The 19,083-nt window shown below is 71.0% G+C and carries 16 protein-coding genes and 1 pseudogene; 8 read left to right on the top strand and 9 right to left on the bottom strand.

The window, feature by feature from the left end:
• Positions 1-208: 208 nt before the first annotated feature.
• From ACFUJY_RS15885 to ACFUJY_RS15875, 3 genes are read left to right on the top strand one after another with little or no spacing between them, the layout of a single operon-like run.
• Complete coding sequence (locus ACFUJY_RS15885; RefSeq protein WP_383299417.1) at positions 209-2,308, top strand: helix-turn-helix domain-containing protein; 2,100 nt, start codon at positions 209-211, stop codon at positions 2,306-2,308.
• Between the two features lie 53 nt (positions 2,309-2,361).
• Complete coding sequence (locus tag ACFUJY_RS15880; RefSeq protein ID WP_383299163.1) at positions 2,362-3,297, top strand: hypothetical protein; 936 nt, start codon at positions 2,362-2,364, stop codon at positions 3,295-3,297.
• The gene (locus tag ACFUJY_RS15875; protein ID WP_383299160.1) at positions 3,294-4,184 is read left to right on the top strand and encodes a DUF6339 family protein; all 891 of its coding nucleotides are present in this window, start codon (positions 3,294-3,296) and stop codon (positions 4,182-4,184) included. Before ACFUJY_RS15880 ends, ACFUJY_RS15875 begins: the two co-directional genes overlap by 4 nt.
• Positions 4,185-4,208: 24 nt before the next feature.
• Here the strand turns inward: ACFUJY_RS15875 and ACFUJY_RS15870 are convergent, their stop codons facing one another.
• The 7 genes from ACFUJY_RS15870 to ACFUJY_RS15840 all read right to left on the bottom strand — a co-directional run bounded on the left by ACFUJY_RS15870 (position 4,209) and on the right by ACFUJY_RS15840 (position 13,157).
• Complete coding sequence (locus ACFUJY_RS15870; RefSeq protein ID WP_383299157.1) at positions 4,209-5,447, bottom strand: DNA cytosine methyltransferase; 1,239 nt, start codon at positions 5,445-5,447, stop codon at positions 4,209-4,211.
• 64 nt (positions 5,448-5,511) lie between these two features.
• Positions 5,512-6,480 (bottom strand): DNA cytosine methyltransferase, encoded by a 969-nt coding sequence (locus tag ACFUJY_RS15865; protein ID WP_383299154.1) that lies wholly within the window; start codon positions 6,478-6,480, stop codon positions 5,512-5,514.
• Positions 6,465-6,917 carry a very short patch repair endonuclease gene (locus ACFUJY_RS15860; RefSeq protein ID WP_383299151.1) on the bottom strand — a complete coding sequence of 151 codons (453 nt, stop codon included), beginning with the start codon at positions 6,915-6,917 and terminating at the stop codon, positions 6,465-6,467. The genes ACFUJY_RS15865 and ACFUJY_RS15860 overlap by 16 nt, the downstream gene beginning before the upstream one ends.
• Positions 6,918-6,931: 14 nt before the next feature.
• Positions 6,932-9,853 (bottom strand): Z1 domain-containing protein, encoded by a 2,922-nt coding sequence (locus ACFUJY_RS15855; RefSeq protein WP_383299148.1) that lies wholly within the window; start codon positions 9,851-9,853, stop codon positions 6,932-6,934.
• 55 nt (positions 9,854-9,908) lie between these two features.
• A complete protein-coding gene (locus ACFUJY_RS15850) occupies positions 9,909-11,438 on the bottom strand; it encodes an ATP-binding protein (RefSeq protein WP_383299145.1) in 1,530 nt (509 codons plus the stop codon).
• Between the two features lie 125 nt (positions 11,439-11,563).
• Positions 11,564-12,058 carry a GNAT family N-acetyltransferase gene (locus tag ACFUJY_RS15845; RefSeq protein ID WP_383299143.1) on the bottom strand — a complete coding sequence of 165 codons (495 nt, stop codon included), beginning with the start codon at positions 12,056-12,058 and terminating at the stop codon, positions 11,564-11,566.
• Positions 12,059-12,152: 94 nt separating this feature from the next.
• The gene (locus ACFUJY_RS15840) at positions 12,153-13,157 is read right to left on the bottom strand and encodes a hypothetical protein (RefSeq protein ID WP_383299140.1); all 1,005 of its coding nucleotides are present in this window, start codon (positions 13,155-13,157) and stop codon (positions 12,153-12,155) included.
• 134 nt (positions 13,158-13,291) lie between these two features.
• Here ACFUJY_RS15840 and ACFUJY_RS15835 point away from each other — a divergent pair, with 134 nt between their 5' ends.
• From ACFUJY_RS15835 to ACFUJY_RS15815, 5 genes and pseudogenes are all read left to right on the top strand, one after another.
• The gene (locus ACFUJY_RS15835) at positions 13,292-13,450 is read left to right on the top strand and encodes a DUF3311 domain-containing protein (protein ID WP_018105675.1); all 159 of its coding nucleotides are present in this window, start codon (positions 13,292-13,294) and stop codon (positions 13,448-13,450) included.
• A pseudogene (locus tag ACFUJY_RS15830) lies at positions 13,447-14,948 on the top strand (sodium:solute symporter). Before ACFUJY_RS15835 ends, ACFUJY_RS15830 begins: the two are co-directional and overlap by 4 nt.
• 64 nt (positions 14,949-15,012) lie before the next feature.
• Complete coding sequence (locus ACFUJY_RS15825; RefSeq protein ID WP_383299137.1) at positions 15,013-15,348, top strand: DUF6412 domain-containing protein; 336 nt, start codon at positions 15,013-15,015, stop codon at positions 15,346-15,348.
• A 240-nt stretch (positions 15,349-15,588) separates the two neighbouring features.
• Positions 15,589-16,359 (top strand): YidC/Oxa1 family membrane protein insertase, encoded by a 771-nt coding sequence (locus tag ACFUJY_RS15820; RefSeq protein WP_383299134.1) that lies wholly within the window; start codon positions 15,589-15,591, stop codon positions 16,357-16,359.
• A 186-nt stretch (positions 16,360-16,545) separates the two neighbouring features.
• Positions 16,546-17,406 carry a fumarylacetoacetate hydrolase family protein gene (locus tag ACFUJY_RS15815; protein WP_383299132.1) on the top strand — a complete coding sequence of 287 codons (861 nt, stop codon included), beginning with the start codon at positions 16,546-16,548 and terminating at the stop codon, positions 17,404-17,406.
• Positions 17,407-17,467: 61 nt separating this feature from the next.
• Here ACFUJY_RS15815 and ACFUJY_RS15810 read toward each other — a convergent pair whose 3' ends face one another.
• Positions 17,468-17,947: a heme-degrading domain-containing protein gene (locus ACFUJY_RS15810; RefSeq protein ID WP_073965042.1), complete on the bottom strand. Its 480-nt coding sequence runs from the start codon at positions 17,945-17,947 to the stop codon at positions 17,468-17,470.
• On the bottom strand, positions 17,944-19,068 hold the full coding sequence (locus tag ACFUJY_RS15805) for a Gfo/Idh/MocA family oxidoreductase (RefSeq protein WP_383299130.1): 1,125 nt from the start codon (positions 19,066-19,068) through the stop codon (positions 17,944-17,946). Before ACFUJY_RS15805 ends, ACFUJY_RS15810 begins: the two co-directional genes overlap by 4 nt.
• Between the last annotated feature and the right edge of the window lie 15 nt (positions 19,069-19,083).

Raw genomic sequence — 19,083 nt, 5'->3', positions numbered from 1 at the left:
GGACTGTTCGGGCAATGGGTTTCAAGTCGTGCGAGAGCGGCTTTTTCTGGCCCTATTGGTTTAATTGGATTTCGAGTGACAGTGAACGTTCGGACTGTCTCCAGCGAGTGTCAAATTTCGTTGTCACTCATGGGCGAGTGTCAAATTTGCGGTACGGTGACCCCATGGTCACGCGCGCAGCCGAGGAGTGGTGACGTTGGACAGCCGCATGGAGTTCGGGCCCTGGCTCGCCCGGCAGTTGAGGCAATCCGGGATGAGTCAGGCCGTCCTCGGTGAGCGCATCGGGATGACGCGGGCCGCCGTCTCGGCATGGATCACCGGGCGGGCGACCCCCCGCGAGGACACCATCGCCAAGATCGCGGAAGCTCTCGGCACCGATCTCGACACCATCCACACCCGTACCGCGGACGCGCTGTCCGGCCTGCCCGTCAGCTGGTACCACCGTCCCGGATACGCCGACGGAGGGCGCGACTTCGGAAACGCCGCCGCCTTCGCCTTCGAGGCCGACGTCGAGGTGCTGGCCCGCGAGGCCACGCAGAACAGTCTCGACGAGCGTCTCGACCGCAAACAGCCGGTGCGCGTGCGGTACACCCTCCACGAGCTGACCGGTGAGGCCCTGGCCCGCTTCCGCGAGGAGATCCGCTGGGACGAACTCATGCCGCACTACGAGGCGGCGTCGTCACAGCAACAGAAGGTCGGCCGGGTCATCGCCGCGGGCCTGCGCGACATGTACGAGCGCGACCGCCTGGTGCTTCTGCGCGTGGACGACTACAACGCCTCCGGTCTGACCGGCGACGACTACGAGACCGGTCGATTCGCGGCCGTGGTGCGTCGGCAGCTCGACAGCCACAAGACCGGGAGCGGCGCGGGCGGTTCGTACGGCCTCGGGAAGGCAACGCTCTGGGCCACCAGCCGCCTCGGTCTCGTCCTCATCAACTCCACCCTCTCCGAGCCCCATGAAGGGCGCACAGAGCGGCGTCTCATCGGCCGGCTGGACCTTCCCTGGCGCGAAGTGGGCGGCCGTCCCTGGGCCGGTCCGGCCTGGTTCGGCCGCCCGGACCCGGACGCGGACGATGCGGACGTCGCCCGCTCCTGGTGGGCGGACGAGGACAAGGTCGAAAGGCTCCACCTCACACGGGAGAGCGACGAACCGGGGACGTCGTTCCTGATCGTCGGCGCCCACGACGTGGCGAGCCTCGTCGACCCCGAAGCCGAGAAGAACGGTGTCGAGGACGACGACAGCGTGCACCGGATGCACAAGCGCCTCGTCCAGGCACTCGGCCGCAACTTCTGGGCTGCCATGGCCGTGGGCGAGACACGACGCCCGTTGCTGGAGGCATCCGTCAGGACGCTCCGCAACGGTGAGGAGGTCATTGAGGAGGAGCGGGTCGACCCCAGCACCGAACAGCCGGCACGCACCCGCGCGTTGCAGGCGTTCCTCGACGGTACGACCGTGGAGCGCCTCACCGAGTCCGGCCAAGTGGCCATGGCGACCGTCCCGTTCAACGTGCCGGCCGGCTCCGGTGGACGGGAGAAGGTCGAGCACCGGGCCGTCGTCCTGGTCACCGACGCCGACGACGTGGGTAAGCCGAACCACGTGGTCACGATGCGGGGCAATCGCATGACCGTGAGGGCGGCCCGGGTCGGGGACCTCACCGTCGGGACGAACCCCTTCCACGCCGTACTGCTCACGGGTCACGCCGCCGGGGAGGACGCCCCGGGCGCGGACGAGGCGGAAGCCTTCCTCCGCGCCTCCGAGCCGCCCGAGCACAACAAGTGGGGCCAGACGGAGGAGCTGCGGATGCTGTACTCGCCGTCCGCGTACCGCCGGATCGCCAAACTCACCACCGACACCAACAAGGCGGTGCGCGAACTCGTGGCCGTTCCCAGGGCCAAGCGGTCGAAGGGGTCCGAACGCCTTCGCAAGAAGCTGACGTTGGGCGGCAAACGGGCCCCGCGACCCGCCGGCCCATCGGCGCTGCCGACGCTGGAGGAGCTGGATGCCTTCGTCGACGGGAACGGAGCGTGGTGCGTCACCGGAGAGGTGAAGATCCCTTCCGGTGGTGACGCCTTGCGGCCGAGTCCCGTGGCGAAGCTCGATGTGCGATCGGGCCCGCGCCCGGTGCTGGGATGGGCCGATCTCGTCGGCGTTCACAACTGTGAAGTGGTCGACGGGTCGATTCACTTCGCGCCGGGTGCCCGGAAGGCGACGTTCAGGGGCACGACCGACGTCTCCACGCACCCGGTGAGGGCTGTGTTCACCGGCCTGATCGTCGAGCTCGGAACCGACAAGGGGGGCCAGGCATGAGGGGTTATCCGTACAGGCGCCTTCCTGGCACGGTGACGTTGAGAGTGACCGCCGTGGAGCTGCGGGGTCCCGGCGAGGCCCGGGAACCGCTCGACACGAAGACCTTCTCCACCGTTGAGCAGGTGGTGGCCCTGGGACTGGCCGAGCGGGACGACTGGGAGAGGGCCAGGTTGACGCTCACGGCCGCCGTCCCCGGACGCGCGACCGACCCCGACGGTCCCTGGTCCGACGTGTCCGTCATGGTCGTGCTCACCGAGGGCGCCACCAACGCGCGAACAACGGTATGCCTCGAAGTCCGTGACGAGGACGGCCGCGAATGGTCCGGACACCTGGACCTCTGGCGGGCGGACCACCTCGACCGCGCGACGATGACCGTGCATGTGATCGCCACGGTCGACGGGGTGAGGGGTCGCATGATCGCCTCCTCCGAGAAGGACTGGATCGTTGACATGAAGTCCGACGCTCCACTGCGCGAGCGGGAGTTGGAGGTGTCCGAGATCGGGTTCCGCGAGGGCCCCGAGTGGCTGCGCCCCTTCGCGGACGTTCCATGGACCGTCGACACCTCCGGTGACGTGCCCACCGTGCACGTGAACACCGACTTCGAGGGTGTTACCGAACTCGTCGACGGCCAGGGCACGGCCGTCGAGAGCCTGGTCCGGGACCTTTTGATCGCCCAGATGTGCACCGACGTGTGGACGGCTGTCTTCCACACGGCCATCGGCGACCTGGAGGTCGAGGACGACGGTACGCCGCTCTTCCCTCAGGACTGGCGGGGCGAGGTGCTGCGCGAGATGCTTCCGGACGTCGTGCCCGGGCGCCCCCTGGGGGACGCGCTCCGGGAGGTCCACGGTCGAAGGACCGGAGCGTCCGGGTGGACCGACCTGCAGCCGCGCATCCATTACGCCGCCACGCGCAGGGCGGAAGTACCGAAGGCCCTGACGGCGACCATCCGCGGCCTCGACCGACTCGACCGGGGGACCGACGCGTGACCGACAAGCCCAGCCACCTGCCCGAGCGTCTGGCGTTCCTGGCGGACCTCAACGCTGCCCGCTACATCACCGAGGGCCTGCTCATCGGCAAGGAGGACGTCCCTGCCATAGCACTGAACAAGGTCACTGAACCTCTGCCGGGGGAGGAGGCCAGAGGGGCGCTTCAGCCGGTCCGCGATCTGGTGGACGACGCGATGCACGCGTTCGGCGGTGAGAAGGTCACCGGCGCCGATGCATGGTTGGCCCCTCGGCTGCACGCGACGCTGCGGCTCACACGCCGGGAGGCGGCCGACAGCAGGTTGTGGAACTACCTGGCCCTGGGGGTCGCGCCCGACTACGTGGTGTGGCGGCACACGACGGACCCCGGGAAGGGCGAGGTTCCGAAGGTGGCCGTCAAGCGGTTCCGCGGTATCGCCGACTCGCAGGCATTCGCCCGACTGTGGTGGGCGGCGGAGTTGTACCGCAACGGCTCCGACTACGGTCCGGTCGTGACGGCTTGCGGCCAACAGGAGATGCTCAACACCGCGCTTCGGCTTTCCGTCATCGATCATCGTCCGACGGCACAGGCACTGGTCGACCTGATGGTCCGAGGTACCGTACGCACCGGCCGGGAAGTCAACGCCCTCGTCAAGGCGGTCAACGCCTCCGCAGCCACGATCATGTACGACGTCATGGCTCCCGATGTCGAGCGGGACGGCCGGCCGTTGGCACAGTGGATCGCTGACGCGGAATGGGCACCGGCAGTGCCACGAAGGCACCTCCCGGAGGGGCCCGCCGAGGAGAGGGCGCCGGAGGAATCGGTGGCCACCCTTGCCGCGCACTTCGCGGAACTCTTCGCGGGCGCTCCCGTACGGGGGAAGAAGTCCGAGGGCGACGAGGCTGAGTGACCGGGCGGCCCCGAAGGTCCCGTGTCAGGAGCCTTCGGGGAAGTCCTGCTCCGCCGAGCCGGCCGGCGGCTTCCATTCCGCGAGCCGGGTGAACCATTCGTTCTTCGGGCGTCCACGCAGCAGCGCGGCGCTCAGGATGTGCAGGGAGAGACGCGGCGGGATGGCGTTCCCGATCTGCTGGGCCACATCGGTGGACCGCCACGGGTAGCGCGCGGGGAACGACTGGAGGAGCCCGCCCTCGTCGGGTTCGAGCCGGTCCAACTCCTCCCCGATCTCCTTCTCGCCCGCCTCGTTCTCCTTCAGGAGGAAGAGCCGGTTGCGGCGGAACTTGCCGGTGATCGTCGCGGCCGGCTCCTCGGAGGTGCGGCGTCCCCTGTTCTTCGGGTCGCCACCTGAACCGTAGTTGGAAACCAGGACGAAGTCGTGGGGACGGGTGGCGGCGAGGGCGTCGCCGACCGATACCCACGGCTTCTTGGTGTTCTTCGGCGGCGCGAACAGGGCACCGTCCTGCGGATCGTCGGCCGGGGTCTCAGGTGTCGTGGCCGGCAGGCGCTCGACCCCCTTGCGGTACTGCTGGTGAGTCGCTTCGGGGAAGTACACATCTCTCCCCGTGTCCTTCGGATCCCACTGGGCGATCAGCACGGCGCGTCTGCGCGTCTGAGGCACGCCGAATGCCTCGGCGTGCAGGACGTGGGCCTTGGCCGCGTAGCCGATGCCGTTGAGCAGCTCTGCGTAGTGCTTCCACACAGGCAGCACGGTGGGTACCTGCTCCAGCACCACCACCTCGTAGGGCCTGCCGCGCTTGAACTTGGCCTCCATGATCCAGCGCAACGGTTGGAGCACGAATCCGGTGCGGGCGTCGGACATGGAGTCGGTTTCGCGCTTGACCTTGCTCCAGATGTCGTCGAATGCCTTGCGATCCTTGGCGTTGACCAGGTAGCCGGCCAGCCGCTTCACGTCCTCCAGGGCCTTGTGGCCCTCCCGGTTGCCGGCCACGGAGAACGACTGGCAGGGCGGCCCGCCGGTGAGGACGTTCGCGTCCTCCACCTCGGGATCGCACGGGCCCAGGGCGGCGACGTCCCTCACCTCCGTGGTTCGCAGGCGGGCCGCGTCGCGGGTGGCACGCGTCGGTTCGTCCCACTCGACCCCGATGCTCTCCACTTCCATGATCGTGGCGGCGATGTCCAGGCCCCCGGGGCCGGCGAACAAGTCCACGATGCGGAAAGCCGCAGGTTGGAAGGGGGGCTGAGGTGCGTGGGTCATGGGATTGAAGTGTAGCCGGCCGTTCAAGATCGATTGACCCTCGTGCTCGGACGGCTCCCCGCCCTCAACCACGCAACGCCTCCGCGACCGCGAGCCCCAGCGCCTCCCCCACCGCCGGCGGCGAGGCATGCCCGATCTGCCGGTACCGAGCCGTCTTTCGGCCCGCGAACAACCACTCGGCCGGGAAGCCCTGCAACAGCGCCGCCTGCGCAACCGTGAGCTTGATCAGGCCCTGGCTGTCGTCGCCCTCGGGCCCCGGAACCTCGTCCCCCAGCGCCCCACCGTTGACCCCCATCCGCGCCCAGGCGGCCTTCGTGCCCGTCGGGCCCAGGTCGGCGCCGCCGCGGTTGTCGGAGCCGCCCACCAGCGTCGGTGCCACGGAGATGGCCTGAGCGGCCCATGCGTCCGCCCCACCCCACCCCCGTGCCGCCATGGAGTCTCTGAGCGCCTCGCCCACCGGCACATGCTTCCCCACCGTGGGCACCGGCGGCCGGAAGCTGTCGAAATACCGCTCCTTCAGCGCGACGAGCACCCCCTGCTTCCGGTCCTGCGGCACCCCGAAGTCCGCTGCGTTGAGGACGAACCAGTGGAGGCGGTACCCGAGGTGCTCCAGCTCCTCCCGGACGAACGCGCGCAGAGGCTCGAAGGCGGCGGCGTCGACCAGCCCCGGTACGTTCTCGAGGAGCACGGCGCGCGGCTGGATCGAATGGGCGAGCAGGACCGCCGCTCTGAGCAGCTGCTGCTCCTCGTCCGTCTCCGTCCTGGCCGCCGTGGCGCTCGACTTCACCCGAGGAAGGCCGGCCGACAGGAGGTCGACGTCGTACGTCTGCGGATGCTCGTCCGGGACGAACTCCAGCAGGTCCATCTCCAGGACCTTCCAGTGCGGTCGGTTCAGCCCCAGCGTCTCGCAGGCCACCGCCTTCCTGTCCAGCAGGAGCACCGGATCGAACCCGGCCTGCTCCAGTCCGAGCGCCAGCCCACCGGCCCCCGCGCACACGTCCACGAACCGCAATCCGCTCACGAGCCCCCGCATCCCCGTCCCGTCCGCCTTGCGGACCTCTCGCGATCGACCGCCTCCGCCACCTTCTCGGCGACCTGGGCCGGGGCCTGGTGCTCCCAGAAGCGCAGGACCGTCCACCCCTCGGCCACCAGATGCGCCGTCGTCTCGGCGTCGCGCGCCATGTTCCGATCGAGCTTCTGACGCCACCACTCGGCGTTCGACTTCGGCTGCGTCGCGTGCACGGGGCAGCCGTGCCAGAAGCAGCCGTCCAGGAACACGGCCACCCTGGCCCGGGTGAAGGCGATGTCGATCGTCCGCCGGGACATGTGGGGCACCCGCTCGTTGAGGCGGTAACGGTAACCGGACGCGTGCAGCAACTTCCGGACCGCGACCTCGGGCGCGGTGTCCCGGCTCGCCTGGCGACTCATGCGGGCGGAGACGGCCGGGGAGGAGGGTTTGGCGGTACTCATCAGAGCCCAGTCTCCTACGCCCGGACCCCTACGCGGTCGATGACGGCGGAATCGCCCTTGCTCGAATCGACGGTGCGGAAGCGTACGAGGTTCCTCTGTCCCGCGCTCGCCGCGGCCGGTGCGACCAGGCAGAAGGCCATGACGACGTCTCCGGCGTCGATCGTGCCGTCGGCGCCGAGCCGTGGCTCCGTCTCGACCATCGGGTAGAGGACCACGACACCTCGCCGTTCCCGGACGAGCGATTCGACCAAGGGGTCGCCGGAGTCCCGCAGTGCACCGGCGATCCGCAGGGCGACCCCGCGGTGCTTCGGTTCGCTGATCGCACCGAAGAGGTCACCGCGGCGCCGGGCACGGCGTGCCAGGGAAAGCGGACCGTACCCGAGGACCGTTGCCTCGGTCCGCCGCCCCGACGTCTGACGCGGGGCGATCACCACCCAGTCGTCGATGCCGTCGCCGCTCTCGCCCGCCGAGACCAGGGACTGCAGATGCGGCGAGAACTGGCTGGGAACCGACCATTTCAGGTCACACAGGATGCCGACCAGCGTGCCGTGGTCGATCGTGCCGAGCAGCGCCTCGTAGCTGTCGTCCCGCCCGGCGGCGGCGCAGCGCAGGGTGACAGGAGTCGGATCCAACGCCCCCAACGCCGCCCCCCAAGCCCCCACGTTCCCCCGCAGCTCCTCCGCCCCCACCGGGTACGCGGTCGGTTCCACCCACTGGCCCGGGGAGCGGATCTCCACCAGTTCCGCGTTGAACATCTTGTTGCGGGCCGACGGGCGGATCCAGCTGAGGTGCTGGGAGACCAGTGGGGGGATCTGGGCAGGTGTGACCTGGGGTTTGCCGTCCACCAGGGTGGCGTAGCGGGTCAGCTGGGCGCGGAACGTTTCCTCGTCGCGGCAGATGGCCTCGAAGGCTTCGTAGAGGTCGATCGTCTTTGTCCTGCCGACCGGGACCTCGCGGCCGATGTAGAGGCGGACCAGGTCGCGGTAGCCGGGGCGGAAGCCGAACCAGCGGCCCACCTGCATCAGGGTGTCGGTCTGTTGGATGGGGCGGACGTAGTACGTGACCGTCAGACCCTCGACCGTGAAGCCCCGGGACAGCTTCGTGCCGCCGACCAGGATCTTCCACACGTGCGGGGTGCGCTCGAAGTCCAGGTCGGGCTGGTCGTAGTCGCGCTCGGTGTCGCCGTTCACCACCAGGACGGGGGTGCCGCCCGCGTTGATGAGCTGGCGGGCGCGTGAGACGTACGCGCGCAGCTCCTCGTACGAGTCCGGCGTGGGCAGCTCCGGGTCGGCGAAGCGGTGGAAGTCGGCGGCGAAGAGCGCGGCCAGCCGGTCGTGGCCCGCGTGGCTCGTGTAGGCGGCCCGGTGCCACATGGAGTTGATCCGCAGGGCCAGGGCCGTGTGCTCGGCCATGCGTACCGACTCGTGGACGAGCATCGTGTGGTGCCGGAACGGTCCTTCGGGCACGCCCCGGTCGGCGCGGTAGAGCTTGAGCGCCCCTGTGAGGACGAACGCGTCCAGCGCCTCCTGGAGGCGATCGCCCGTGTCCTCGTAGATGCCCCGGATGTGCGTCCTCTCCGCGGTGCCGTCGTCCGTGTCGAGGTCGTGGAAGTCCTGGACGCCCATGTAACCGGTCGGGCGGGGCAGCGAGATGAGGAAGTCGCGCGGGAAGATGTCGTCGCCGTCGCCCGGGTCCACGAAGACGTTGGCGAACGGCGTCGCGGTGTAGCCGACGTACTGGGCACGGGGCAGCAGGCCGAGCAGCTCGGAGATCTGGCCGTTGATGGCCGTACGGGTGACCTTGCCCTCCTCCCACTTCTTCGGGTCCGTCGTGTTGACCGACGCCTGGTCCGACTCGTCGTCGATGATCAGCGCGGGGATCTCGGAGAGGATCGGGCCGATCTTCTTGAGGTCCTTGATCAGCTTGGCCAGCACGGACTTGTTCTTCTTCACGACCATGACGCGGGCCGCCGCGTGGTGCAGGTTGGCCGGTGCGTACAGCGGTTCCGTGCGCGACTGCTTCTCGAATTCGAGGGCACGGATGCCGTTGAGCAGGCTCTTGTAGTCGTCGTCCCGGGTGGTGAGGCGCTCGATGTCGAAGGCGCCGAGTGCCGAGGGCCGGCCGCCGTGGCTGACGAACTTCTCCGGCCAGTCCGCGTCCTCCTGGTAGTCGATGCCGACCAGGGCGTCCCGGTCCGCCGGGTCCGCGCCGCGCAGGATGTTCTCCTGGCCGATGAGCTCCATGTCCAGCCGGCGCTGGGTCTGGCCCCGGAGCAGGTTCAGCGTGCCGCCGAGGACGATGACCAGGCGGTATCCCGCGTCGATGGCCTTCGCGGTGACGCCCGTGAAGTTGGCGGTCTTGCCCGACTGGACGTAGCCCACCACCAGGCCGCGCGCCCCGTACGCCTCGGGGCGGGTGGGGTCGGAGAGGCGCTCGACCACGGCGTGGCTCGCCTCGTCCAGTCCGGAGACCGCCGCGTCCGACCAGCCCTTGCGGCGCAGCAACGCCTCGTACGACTTCCAGTAGAAGGAGCGCGCCGCAGCGGCGTCCCGGGAGTACCAGGAGACGAACTCCTTGCTGATGACCGTCGGTCCGGGCTCCTTGAACACCGGGACCGCGCTGTCGAGCGCCTTCCGCAGCCCGGGTCCGAAGCCCAGCCGGGTGTACGTGTCCGCGCGGCGCTCGTCCGTACGGGGCGGCTCCGCCGACCAGTCGGCCCGCTCCGCCAGGTCCCAGGCGGTCAGCGTGCGGTGCCACAGTGCGATCAGCGCGTCACCCGGAGCCGCGCCCAGGACCCGGTCCTGGAAGTGGGAGAGCGTGGTGTCGGCGGGCTCCTCGTCGTCCGAGAGCACGAAGGCCAGCTTGGCGAAGGGCTTCGGCCCCCGGCGCATCGCGGCCAGCACGTCGCCGTGCAGGGTGAACAGGGGGTCGGTCATGGCAGGCGGCTCTCTCGGATCGGGTGACGGGGACGGGCGGGCGGGGGAGGGGCGCTCAGCGCTCCATCTCGCAGCGGGCCGCCGTGACCAGGACGCTGTTCCACAGCGCCACGTTGTCGGTGTGGACGGCCCGGACCCGTTCCTTCTGGAAGATCTCGTTGACCATCAGATAGAGCATGCTCTTGATCACCGGGGCGTCGTTCAGACCTCCGCGCCGGCCGCCGTTCAGCACCTGCCGGTACTCCTTGTTGAGCCGCACCTCCCGCTGTTCCCGGTCGAGTTCGAAGAACACGTCGGACGGCAGGCTGTCCCAGCGGAACGCGATCGGGTCCTCGCCCTCCAGCTCCGGCAGTTCGTCGCGCAGTGTCCGCCGGAGCTTCGGGTCGATCCCCTTGCCCGCCGGGAGCACCGCCTTGCGCTGCGGTTCGGTGGCGCGCCGGGCCGCCTCCCGGTACGTGAGGGCCGCCTCCTGCACGTACGCGGCGAAGCTGTGGCCCGCGGCGTCCACGGCCTGCTCCAGGCCGCGGGCGAAGGCGGGGGTGACGGTCACGCCGTCCTTCTTCACCGTGAGGTTGAAGACGTCGTTCGGCGCGGACGGCAGGTCTACGGCGATTCGGGCGAGCGCGAGGTGGCCCTCCGGGCTGCGGGTGCTGTTCCAGCCGCCCGCCTGGACGAGCCGGTCGTTGCGGTAGATGTAGAAGCCCTGGCGCTCGGCGAGCGGGCCGATGCCCCGGAAGCTGACCAGCGGCGACTTGGGCGGCCAGACGTGCGCGGTCAGCGCGACCTCGCCGACGCCCTCGACCGGAGCGGTGTACGTACGGGGGTAGCCCGCCCGGCCGGGCACCCGGTAGCCGAACGGGTCGATCGGTTCGACCCCGCGGTGGTCCAGCTCCTCCTTGGTCCGTACGTCCTCCACGACGATGTCGATGTTGAAGCCGTCGCGGGCCAGGAAGCGGTGGAGGTAGAGCCCGAGGTGGGTCTCCAGCTTCTCGATCGCGTCGTTGAGGTACCGGTCGGCCTGGCCGGTGGTGATGGTCTCGAAGGCGCGGACCCGGTCCCAGCGCACGATCGTTCCGTGCCACTGGATGACGCCGTCGTAGCGGTCGACCAGGTCCTGGCAGTACCCCGGGTCGACGATGTCGCAGCTGAAGTCGGCCTGGGCGCGGGCCGTCAGCCAGCGGCGCCCGGTGGACGGGCTGCGCTTGGTGCGGCTGATCACGGTGAGCGAGTCGGCGTGCGACAGGGACGCCGCCTTGAGGCCGGCGCCGAAGTGTCCGAGCGCTGTCTCGTCGTAGCCCTGCCTGCCGCCCACCGTCATGGCGGTGTCCAGCGCGGCGTCGTCCATGCCGCGGCCGTCGTCGATCACGAGGAGGCTGACCAGCCGGTCGTCGTCGCGCAGCAGGCTGACGACGACGTTACGCGCACCCGCGTCGATGGAGTTGTCCACGAGGTCGGCGATGGCCGCCTCGAACCCGTATCCCTGGTGCGTCAGTGACTCGACGTACCGGGCGGCGGGCGGGAGCCGCTTGGTGCCGGTGGTGGGGACCTCGAACTGCCAGTCGGCAGAGGGCTGGTACGGCGCCATGAAGCCTTCCTCGCGCACACAGAGCTGAGACCTGCGTGGGGAGGTGCGGCCCTGATGAGTAGATGCGATGTGATGGTATTGCAAAGGTGGGACAGCCGGGAATCCCGGTGACAAAGGTGTCCGTGTCACGCCGCCCCCAGCACCCGCACGAACCCCACCCCCCGCTCCCCGCTCAGCTCCACCTCTTCCCCCGTCTCCACGAACCCCGCCCTCCCCAGCACCGCCCGCGACGCCGTGTTCCGCACCGCTGCCCTCGCGGTGAGCACCGTCAGGCCGTACGTCGTGCGGCACAGCGCGAAGAGGTCGTGTACGGCGGCCGTCGCCAGGCCGTGGCCCGTGGCCTTCTCCGCGAGGCGGAAGCCGAGTTCGGCGGTGCCGTCCGCCGCGTCCATCAGGTTGAAGCGGCCGAGGACCTCGCCCGTGTCCTCGGCCACCAGGACGTGGAAGTGGCAGGTGCCCGCGGCCTGTTCGGCGAGCAGCGCCTCGTGGCGGGGCGGGTAGTCGGCGAAGAAGGCGTCGCCGCGGTCCGGGACCGACGCGGCGAAGAACGTGCGGTTGGCCGCCTCGAACGCGAGGACGGCCGGGGCGTGGTCGGGGCGCAGGCGCTGGAGTACGGGCATGGGCGAAGGGTACGGAGCCGGGGCGTGTCCCGGCATGCTCTCTCGGCCACCGGGGCGGCGCGGTGCCGGCCCCGCAGCGGCCCCGTACAAGTCCTTACACCCGGCCCCCGTGGCATCCCCGGTAGGACTCCCCCGACCCGCACCAGCACTCCGCGCTCTTCGCCGGGGGCCACGGGACCGCGCGGCCGCGTGCGGCCAGGGTCGTCGCGTACTGGGGGAGGAGGTCCGGGTCGGCCGGGGAGGCGGATTCGGAGGCGGCGAAGGCTTCGTAGGAGGGGACCGTGCCGCGGACGATGCCGAGGTTCGGGGTGCCCGCCGCCTGGAGGTCGCGCAGGGCCGTCTCCAGGCGGGCCAGGTGGTCCGGGTGGGAGGCGTATTCGCTGCCCAGGCTCGGGTACGCCGTGAGGAGTTCGCGGAACTCCGCCGCCGGCCAGTGCAGCACCGCCACCGGGAAGGGGCGGGACAACGCCGTGCGGTAGGTGCCCAGTTCGGCGCGGAGGCGGGTGATCTCGGCGCGCAGCTCGCCCGGGTCCGACGACCCCAGGGACCACAGGCGCTTCGGGTCGTGCAGCTCGTCCAGCGGGACCGCCGCCGTGTGCAGCGTGTCCGCCAGCTCGTCCCAGGCGTCGTGCCCGACGCCCATCAGGCGGCGCACGCGGTGGCGGCCGGTCAGCAGCGACTGGGTCGCGTACGGGACCTCCTCGCCGGGGGCGATCAGCAGGCGCAGGGCCGTGGAGAAGAGGTCGTGGGCCGCTTCCAGCTCGTCGTGGGCCTCCAGCGTCTCGGCCGCGATCTCCCACGGGGCCGCCTCCTGCGGGGCCGCCATGCGGACGCCGTCGATCAGCGCGCGGGCCTCCGCCTCGTGGCCGTACTCCCACAGGTTCGCGGCGCTGAGCGCCTTCACCAGGTGCGGATGCTCGGTGCGGGGGTCGCCGAGCAGGTCGTCGTAGAGCGTCGCGGCGCGGGCGCGGTCGCCGCCGAGTTCCAGGTGGGCCGCGGCCTGGAGGAGCAGCGGCTCGTGGTCCTCGGGGTACTGCGCCGCGGTGCGGAGCAGACGCTCGGCTTCGGAGATGTGGTCGGCAGGGGTGTCGGGGCGCATGCACCACACCGTACTGCTGTGCGGGCGCGCGGCGGGGGCTACTCCCCGGGCAAGGCCCCCGGCAGCGCCCCGGGCACGCCGCCGACCCTCTAACGTGTCTCCACGTGCTCAGACGACGTCCGCAGTTGTTGTGGTTGCTGGTCCCCTACGTGCTCTACCTCGGGGCGCTGCCGTTCGTGAACCGGGTCCGGCCCGTCGTTCTCGGGCTGCCGTTCCTCTTCTTCTGGCTGCTCGGGGCGACCCTGCTGACCCCCGTCGCCGTGTGGCTGACCCGGCGGGGTGACCGCCGGTGAACGCCGCCGTCGCGACCTCCGTCTTCGGGGTCTTCATGGTCGCCACCGTCGCCCTGGGGCTGCTCGCCGTACGCGGCAGACGTGGCGGAGGGGCGGGCTCGCCGAGTGGTCGGTGGGCGGGCGCAGCCTCGGCACCGTCTTCATCTGGGTGCTGATGGCCGGCGAGGGCTACACCAGCTTCAGCTACCTCGGCGCCGCCGGCTGGGGCTACAACTACGGGGCGCCCGTCCTCTACGTCGTCGCGTACATGTCCTGCGGGTACGCTGTCGGGTACGTCGTCGGGCCGATGCTGTGGGCGTACGCGCGCGAGCACGGGCTCGTCGGGATCACCGACATGGTGGCGCACCGCTTCGGGCGGCCCTGGCTCGGCGCGGTCGTGGCCGTTCTGGCGACCGTGTTCCTGCTGCCGTACATCCAGCTCCAGATCACCGGCATGGGCGTCGTCGTCTCGACGATCTCGTACGGGGCCATCAGCCTGAACTGGGCGTACTTCATCGCCTTCGCCGTCACCACCGGGTTCGTCGTCGTCAGCGGGCTGCGCGGCAGCGCGTGGGTCTCCGTGCTGAAGGACCTGCTGGTGATCGTCACGCTCGGCTTCCTGGCGGTCTACGTGCCCGTGCACTACTTCGACGGCTACGGGCCCTTCCTCGACCGGCTCGTCAGCGAGAAGAGCGAGTGGCTGACCTTCCCCGGTCACGGGGACAGCGGCCTCGGACAGGCGTGGTTCATCACCACGTCGTTCCTGAACTCGCTCACCGTCGTGATCTTCCCGACCACCGTCGCCGGCTACCTCGGCGCATCGAGCGCCGACGTGCTCCGCCGCAACGCGGTGTGGCTGCCCGCCTACAACGTCCTGCTCTTCGTCCCGATGCTGCTCGGCATGGCGGCGCTGTTCGTGGTGCCGGGGCTGGCCGGCGCCGAGTCCAACCTTGCCCTCTTCAAGCTGGTCACGGACTCGCTGCCCGCCTGGTCCGTCGGGGTCATCGGGGTGGCCGCCGCGCTCTCCTCGATCGTGCCCATGGCCGTGTTCATGCTGGTCATCGGCACGATGTGGGGCCGCAGTGTGCTCTCGCTCGTGCCCCGCTGGGAGCGCCGGCAGAAGGGTGCCGCGCAACTGGTCGTCGTGGTCGCGGGCTCCCTCGCGCTGCTGCTCACGTACACCGCCCCCAACACCCTCGTACGCCTCTCGCTCATCTCGTACGAGGGAATGGCGCAGCTGCTCCCCATGGTGCTGCTGGGGCTGATGTGGCGGCGGCTGACGCTGCTCGGGGCGCTGTCCGGGCTCGTCGTCGGGGTCGGCGTGGTGTGCGGGTTCGTGTTCACGGAGCACGATCCGGTGTGGGGGGCGAACGCGGGCATCGTCGCCCTCGCCGCCAACCTCGCGGTCGCGCTCGCGGTGACGTACGCCGGGCCGCGCGAGCGCGACGAACGGCCGGACGACGAGGTGCTGGCCCGGGACGAGCCGGCGGCGGACCGCGTGGTCGTCAACGCACGTTGACCCTTTCGGCCGGTCGTGTATAACGGATGGACCGACAGCGCGATACGGAAGGGAGGCACCGCCCATGGACACCGGCGCCATGAGCCGCGTACGCCGCGGTCTCTCCCGCTTCCCGCGCGCCGCGGGCCTGCTCCTCTTCCTCCTCACCGAGGTGCTCCTCGCCGAGGGCGGCAGCCTCTCCGCCGCCGTCGCGCTCGCCGCCACCGCGGCCGCCGGCACCGCACTCGTCGCCTGCTCGGTCATCAGCGCCCGCTGCGCCGCCCCGGTGCCCCGCACCCGGGTGCGCACCGCCATGCGCGACCGGGAGAAGCGCACCGCGTTCCTCCCGCAACGGGACCCGGACGCCCAGGGGCGCCGCCGCCCCCGAGCGCCGGGCCACGCCCTCCCGGCGGCCGCGTAGGGGCACATCGCCCCTTTAGCGGACCCGTCACGCCGATTCGACATCCCCGGCACGACGAGACCCCCGGAGGGCCTAGGGCCTTTCGTTTGGATCATGCCGGGCTCGCGGGCTCCGGCACCGCACCTCGCGGCGTTGTCGTCAATCACCAACGCTCCGCGTTGTCTCAATCCTCCGCCTTGCGATGCACGGCGCCGGAGCCCGCTCCCTGATCCGGCCTGATCCAAACGAAAGGCCCTACCCATGTCCGCCTTCATGTCCGCTTTCGCCAGCCTGGTCGGCGCCCTCGCCGATCTGCTCCACCCCCTCTTCCAGAGCGCGTCCACCGCCGCCGCGATCGTCCTGTTCACCGCGCTCGTCCGGCTCGCCGTGCACCCGCTCTCGCGGGCCGCCGCACGCGGGCAGAAGGCCCAGCGCCGGCTCCAGCCGCAGATCGCCGAGCTGCGCAAGAAGCACGGCAAGGACCGCGAGCGGATGCAGAAGGCGCTCATGGAACTGCACCGCGAGGAGAAGGTCTCACCGTTCTCCGGCTGCCTGCCGAGCCTCCTCCAGATGCCGGCGTTCTTCCTGCTCTACCACCTGTTCTCCAGCCAGAGGATCGGCGACGAGGCGAACTCGCTCCTCGGTCACCAGCTCTTCGACGCACCGCTCGGCGAGCGCTGGCACGACGCGCTCGCGCACGGCGGGATGTTCGGTGCGCAGGGCCTCGTCTACCTGGGCCTGTTCGCGATCGTGGCCGCCGTCGCCACCTTCAACTACGGGCGTACGAAGCGTCAGATGGCCGCCAACCCGGTCACCCCGCCCGCCGGCCCCGACGGGCAGCCGGTGCCCGGCATGGGCGCGATGAACCGGCTCATGCCGCTGATGTCCTTCTTCACCCTCTTCACCGTCGCCTTCGTGCCGCTGGCCGCCGCGCTGTACGTGGTCACCAGCACCACCTGGACCGCGATCGAGCGGGCCTTCCTGTACCGCGACATGCCCGCGCCGGGCACCGCGGTCGCCACGGCCGCGTGACGACGGCGGCGGCGGGGCGGTCGCCCGGCCCGTGACGGCGGCGGCCGGGCGGCCGGGCGGCCGGGCGGCCCGGTCCAGGTGGTGAACAGGGTCTTGCGGAGTGATCGGATGTCTTGGAGGATCGGACAAGCCTGCGATGGCCGCCACCCATCCGACGGGCCTGATCCCGACCGAGGAGAACGACTCTTGAAGCTGCTTCGTGTGGGTACGGCGGGCGCGGAACGACCGGCGCTGCTGGACGAGGACGGAACCCTGCGCGACCTGTCGGGCGTCGTCCCCGACATCGACGGCGCCCTGCTCGCCGACGAGGACGCGCTCGCCCGGGTGCGTGCCGCCGCGGCCGCGCCCGGCGGGCTGCCGGCACTCGACGCCGGGGGACTGCGGGTGGGCCCGCCGCTCGCCCGCATCGGCAAGATCGTGTGCATCGGGCTGAACTACCACGACCACGCCACGGAGACCGGGGCGCAGATCCCGGACGAGCCCATCCTGTTCTTCAAGGCCCCGGACACCGTCGTCGGGCCCGAGGACACCGTGCTCGTGCCGCGCGGCAGCGTGAAGACCGACTGGGAGGTCGAGCTCGCCGTCGTCATCGGGCGCACCGCGCGCTACCTGGAGACGGCCGAGGAGGGCCTCGCCCACGTCGCCGGGTACGCGGTCGCGCACGACGTCTCCGAGCGCGAGTTCCAGATCGAGCGCGGCGGCACCTGGGACAAGGGCAAGAACTGCGAGACGTTCAATCCGCTGGGCCCCTGGCTGGTCACCGCCGACGAGGTCGCCGACCCGCAGGCCCTCCCGCTGAAGCTCTGGGTCAACGGCGAGCTGAAGCAGGACGGCACGACCGCCGACCAGATCTTCCCGGTCGGTGAGGTCGTCCGCTATCTGAGCCGGTTCATGACGCTCTACCCGGGCGACGTGATCAACACCGGCACCCCGGCCGGCGTCGCCATGGGGCAGCCCGAGCCCAAGCCGTACCTGCGGGCGGGCGATGTCGTGGAGCTGGAGATCGAGGGCCTGGGCCGGCAGCGCCAGGAGCTGAAGGACGCATAGAGCGCCCCGATACATCGGAGGGGTGGGGTCCGTCGGCCACGGGCCCCCCCCTCCGCGCGGGTCAGCCGTCGATCCGCGACACGAACTGCTCCAGCGCCTCCACCACCAGCGCGTGGTCCTCGGCCTGCGGCAGCCCCGAGACCGTCACCGAGCCGATGACGCCCGCGCCCTCGACCGCGATCGGGAACGAGCCGCCGTGCGCCGCGTACACGTCCGGGTCCAGCCGGGACGCCTCGTCGAACGTCGTCCCCTTCGCCCGGAACCGGGTCCCCACCAGGTACGAGCTCTCCCCGTACCGCTCGACCACCCGGCGCTTGCGGTCGATCCAGGCGTCGTTGTCCGCGCTCGAACCGGGCAGCGCCGCGTGGAACAGCTGCTGCGCCCCGCGCCGGATGTCGATCGCGACCGGGGCGTGCCGCTCCCGGGCCAGCGCGACCAGCAGCCCGCCGAGCGCGTAGGCGTCGTCGTAGCCGAAGTGCGGCAGCGTCAGCCGGCGCTCCTGGGCGATCAGCTCGGAGATGGTCGGAGCGGTGGGGTTCATACGGGCTGCTCCTCGGGGGCGTGGGCGGGAGAGGGTACGGAGGGGCCGGCGGGCCGCAGGGTCACGGTGACCCCCTCGCGGGCCGAGCGGCGGGCCGCCTCCAGGACGTCCAGGGCCTCGGCGGCCTGAAGGGCGGTCACCGGATTGTCGCCCGTCCCGCGCAGCGCGTCGGTGACCGCCGCGTAGTACACCGGGTAGTCGCCCGGGAGCGTGCGGACCGGGGTGCCGCCGCCCGTGAGCGGGGACTCGCCCGCGCCGAGCCGGCCCCACAGCTCCTCGCCCTCCTCGCCCCACGGCTCGCCCGGAGCCGGCCGGCCGCCCTCGCGCAGGGCGGCCTCCTGGGGGTCGAGGCCGTACTTCACATAGCCGGCGCCCGACCCGAGCACCCGGAACCGCGGGCCGAGCTGGGCGGTCGTGGCGCTGACGTACAGGTGCGAGCGGACCCCCGATGTGTGGGTGACCGCCACGAAGGTGTCGTCGTCGGCCGCCGCGCCCGGGCGCCGCAGGTCCGACTCCGCGTACACCTGGGCCGCCGGGCCGAACAGGGTCAGCGCCTGGTCGACCACATGGCTGCCCAGGTCGTACAGCAGCCCGCCGATCTCGTGCGGGTCGCCCGACTCGCGCCAGCCGCCCTTCAGCCGGGGGCGCCACCGTTCGAAACGGGACTCGAAGCGCCGCACCTCGCCCAGGGCGCCGTCCGCGAGGAGCGCGCGCAGGGTGAGGAAGTCGTTGTCCCAGCGGCGGTTCTGGAAGACCGAGAGCAGCAGTCCGCGCGCGTCGGCCAGCGCCGCCAGCTCGCGCGCCTCGGCCGCCGTGCCCGCGACCGGCTTGTCCACGACCACCGGAAGCCCGGCCTCCAGCGCCGCCCGCGCGAGCGGTACGTGCGTCCTGTTCGGCGACGCGATCACGATCAGGTCCAGCTCGTCCGCCCGCTGCCACAGCTTGTCGGGCGAGTCGGCGAACCGCACCTTCGGGTGGGCGGCGCGGGCCTGGGCGCGGCGCTCCTCGTCGCGGGTGACGACCGTGTCGAGGACCAGTCCCTCGGTGGCCGTGATCAGCGGGGCGTGGAAGACGGACCCCGCCAGGCCGTAGCCGACGAGTCCGACGCGCAAGGAGGTCATGGACCCACTTTCGCA

Source organism: Streptomyces sp. NPDC057249, assembly GCF_042669245.1.
Taxonomy (GTDB): Bacteria; Actinomycetota; Actinomycetes; order Streptomycetales; family Streptomycetaceae; genus Streptomyces.
This window is presented reverse-complemented; position numbering and strand designations above follow the sequence as displayed.

Coding starts and splice junctions, on each gene's coding strand:
- ACFUJY_RS15885 (WP_383299417.1), top strand. CDS start 209: ATGGAGTTCGGGCCCTGGCTCGCCCGGCAGTTGAGGCAATCCGGGATG.
- ACFUJY_RS15870 (WP_383299157.1), bottom strand. CDS start 5,447: ATGACCCACGCACCTCAGCCCCCCTTCCAACCTGCGGCTTTCCGCATC.
- ACFUJY_RS15865 (WP_383299154.1), bottom strand. CDS start 6,480: ATGCGGGGGCTCGTGAGCGGATTGCGGTTCGTGGACGTGTGCGCGGGG.
- ACFUJY_RS15860 (WP_383299151.1), bottom strand. CDS start 6,917: ATGAGTACCGCCAAACCCTCCTCCCCGGCCGTCTCCGCCCGCATGAGT.
- ACFUJY_RS15855 (WP_383299148.1), bottom strand. CDS start 9,853: ATGACCGACCCCCTGTTCACCCTGCACGGCGACGTGCTGGCCGCGATG.
- ACFUJY_RS15850 (WP_383299145.1), bottom strand. CDS start 11,438: ATGGCGCCGTACCAGCCCTCTGCCGACTGGCAGTTCGAGGTCCCCACC.
- ACFUJY_RS15845 (WP_383299143.1), bottom strand. CDS start 12,058: ATGCCCGTACTCCAGCGCCTGCGCCCCGACCACGCCCCGGCCGTCCTC.
- ACFUJY_RS15840 (WP_383299140.1), bottom strand. CDS start 13,157: ATGCGCCCCGACACCCCTGCCGACCACATCTCCGAAGCCGAGCGTCTG.
- ACFUJY_RS15825 (WP_383299137.1), top strand. CDS start 15,013: ATGGACACCGGCGCCATGAGCCGCGTACGCCGCGGTCTCTCCCGCTTC.
- ACFUJY_RS15820 (WP_383299134.1), top strand. CDS start 15,589: ATGTCCGCCTTCATGTCCGCTTTCGCCAGCCTGGTCGGCGCCCTCGCC.
- ACFUJY_RS15810 (WP_073965042.1), bottom strand. CDS start 17,947: ATGAACCCCACCGCTCCGACCATCTCCGAGCTGATCGCCCAGGAGCGC.
- ACFUJY_RS15805 (WP_383299130.1), bottom strand. CDS start 19,068: ATGACCTCCTTGCGCGTCGGACTCGTCGGCTACGGCCTGGCGGGGTCC.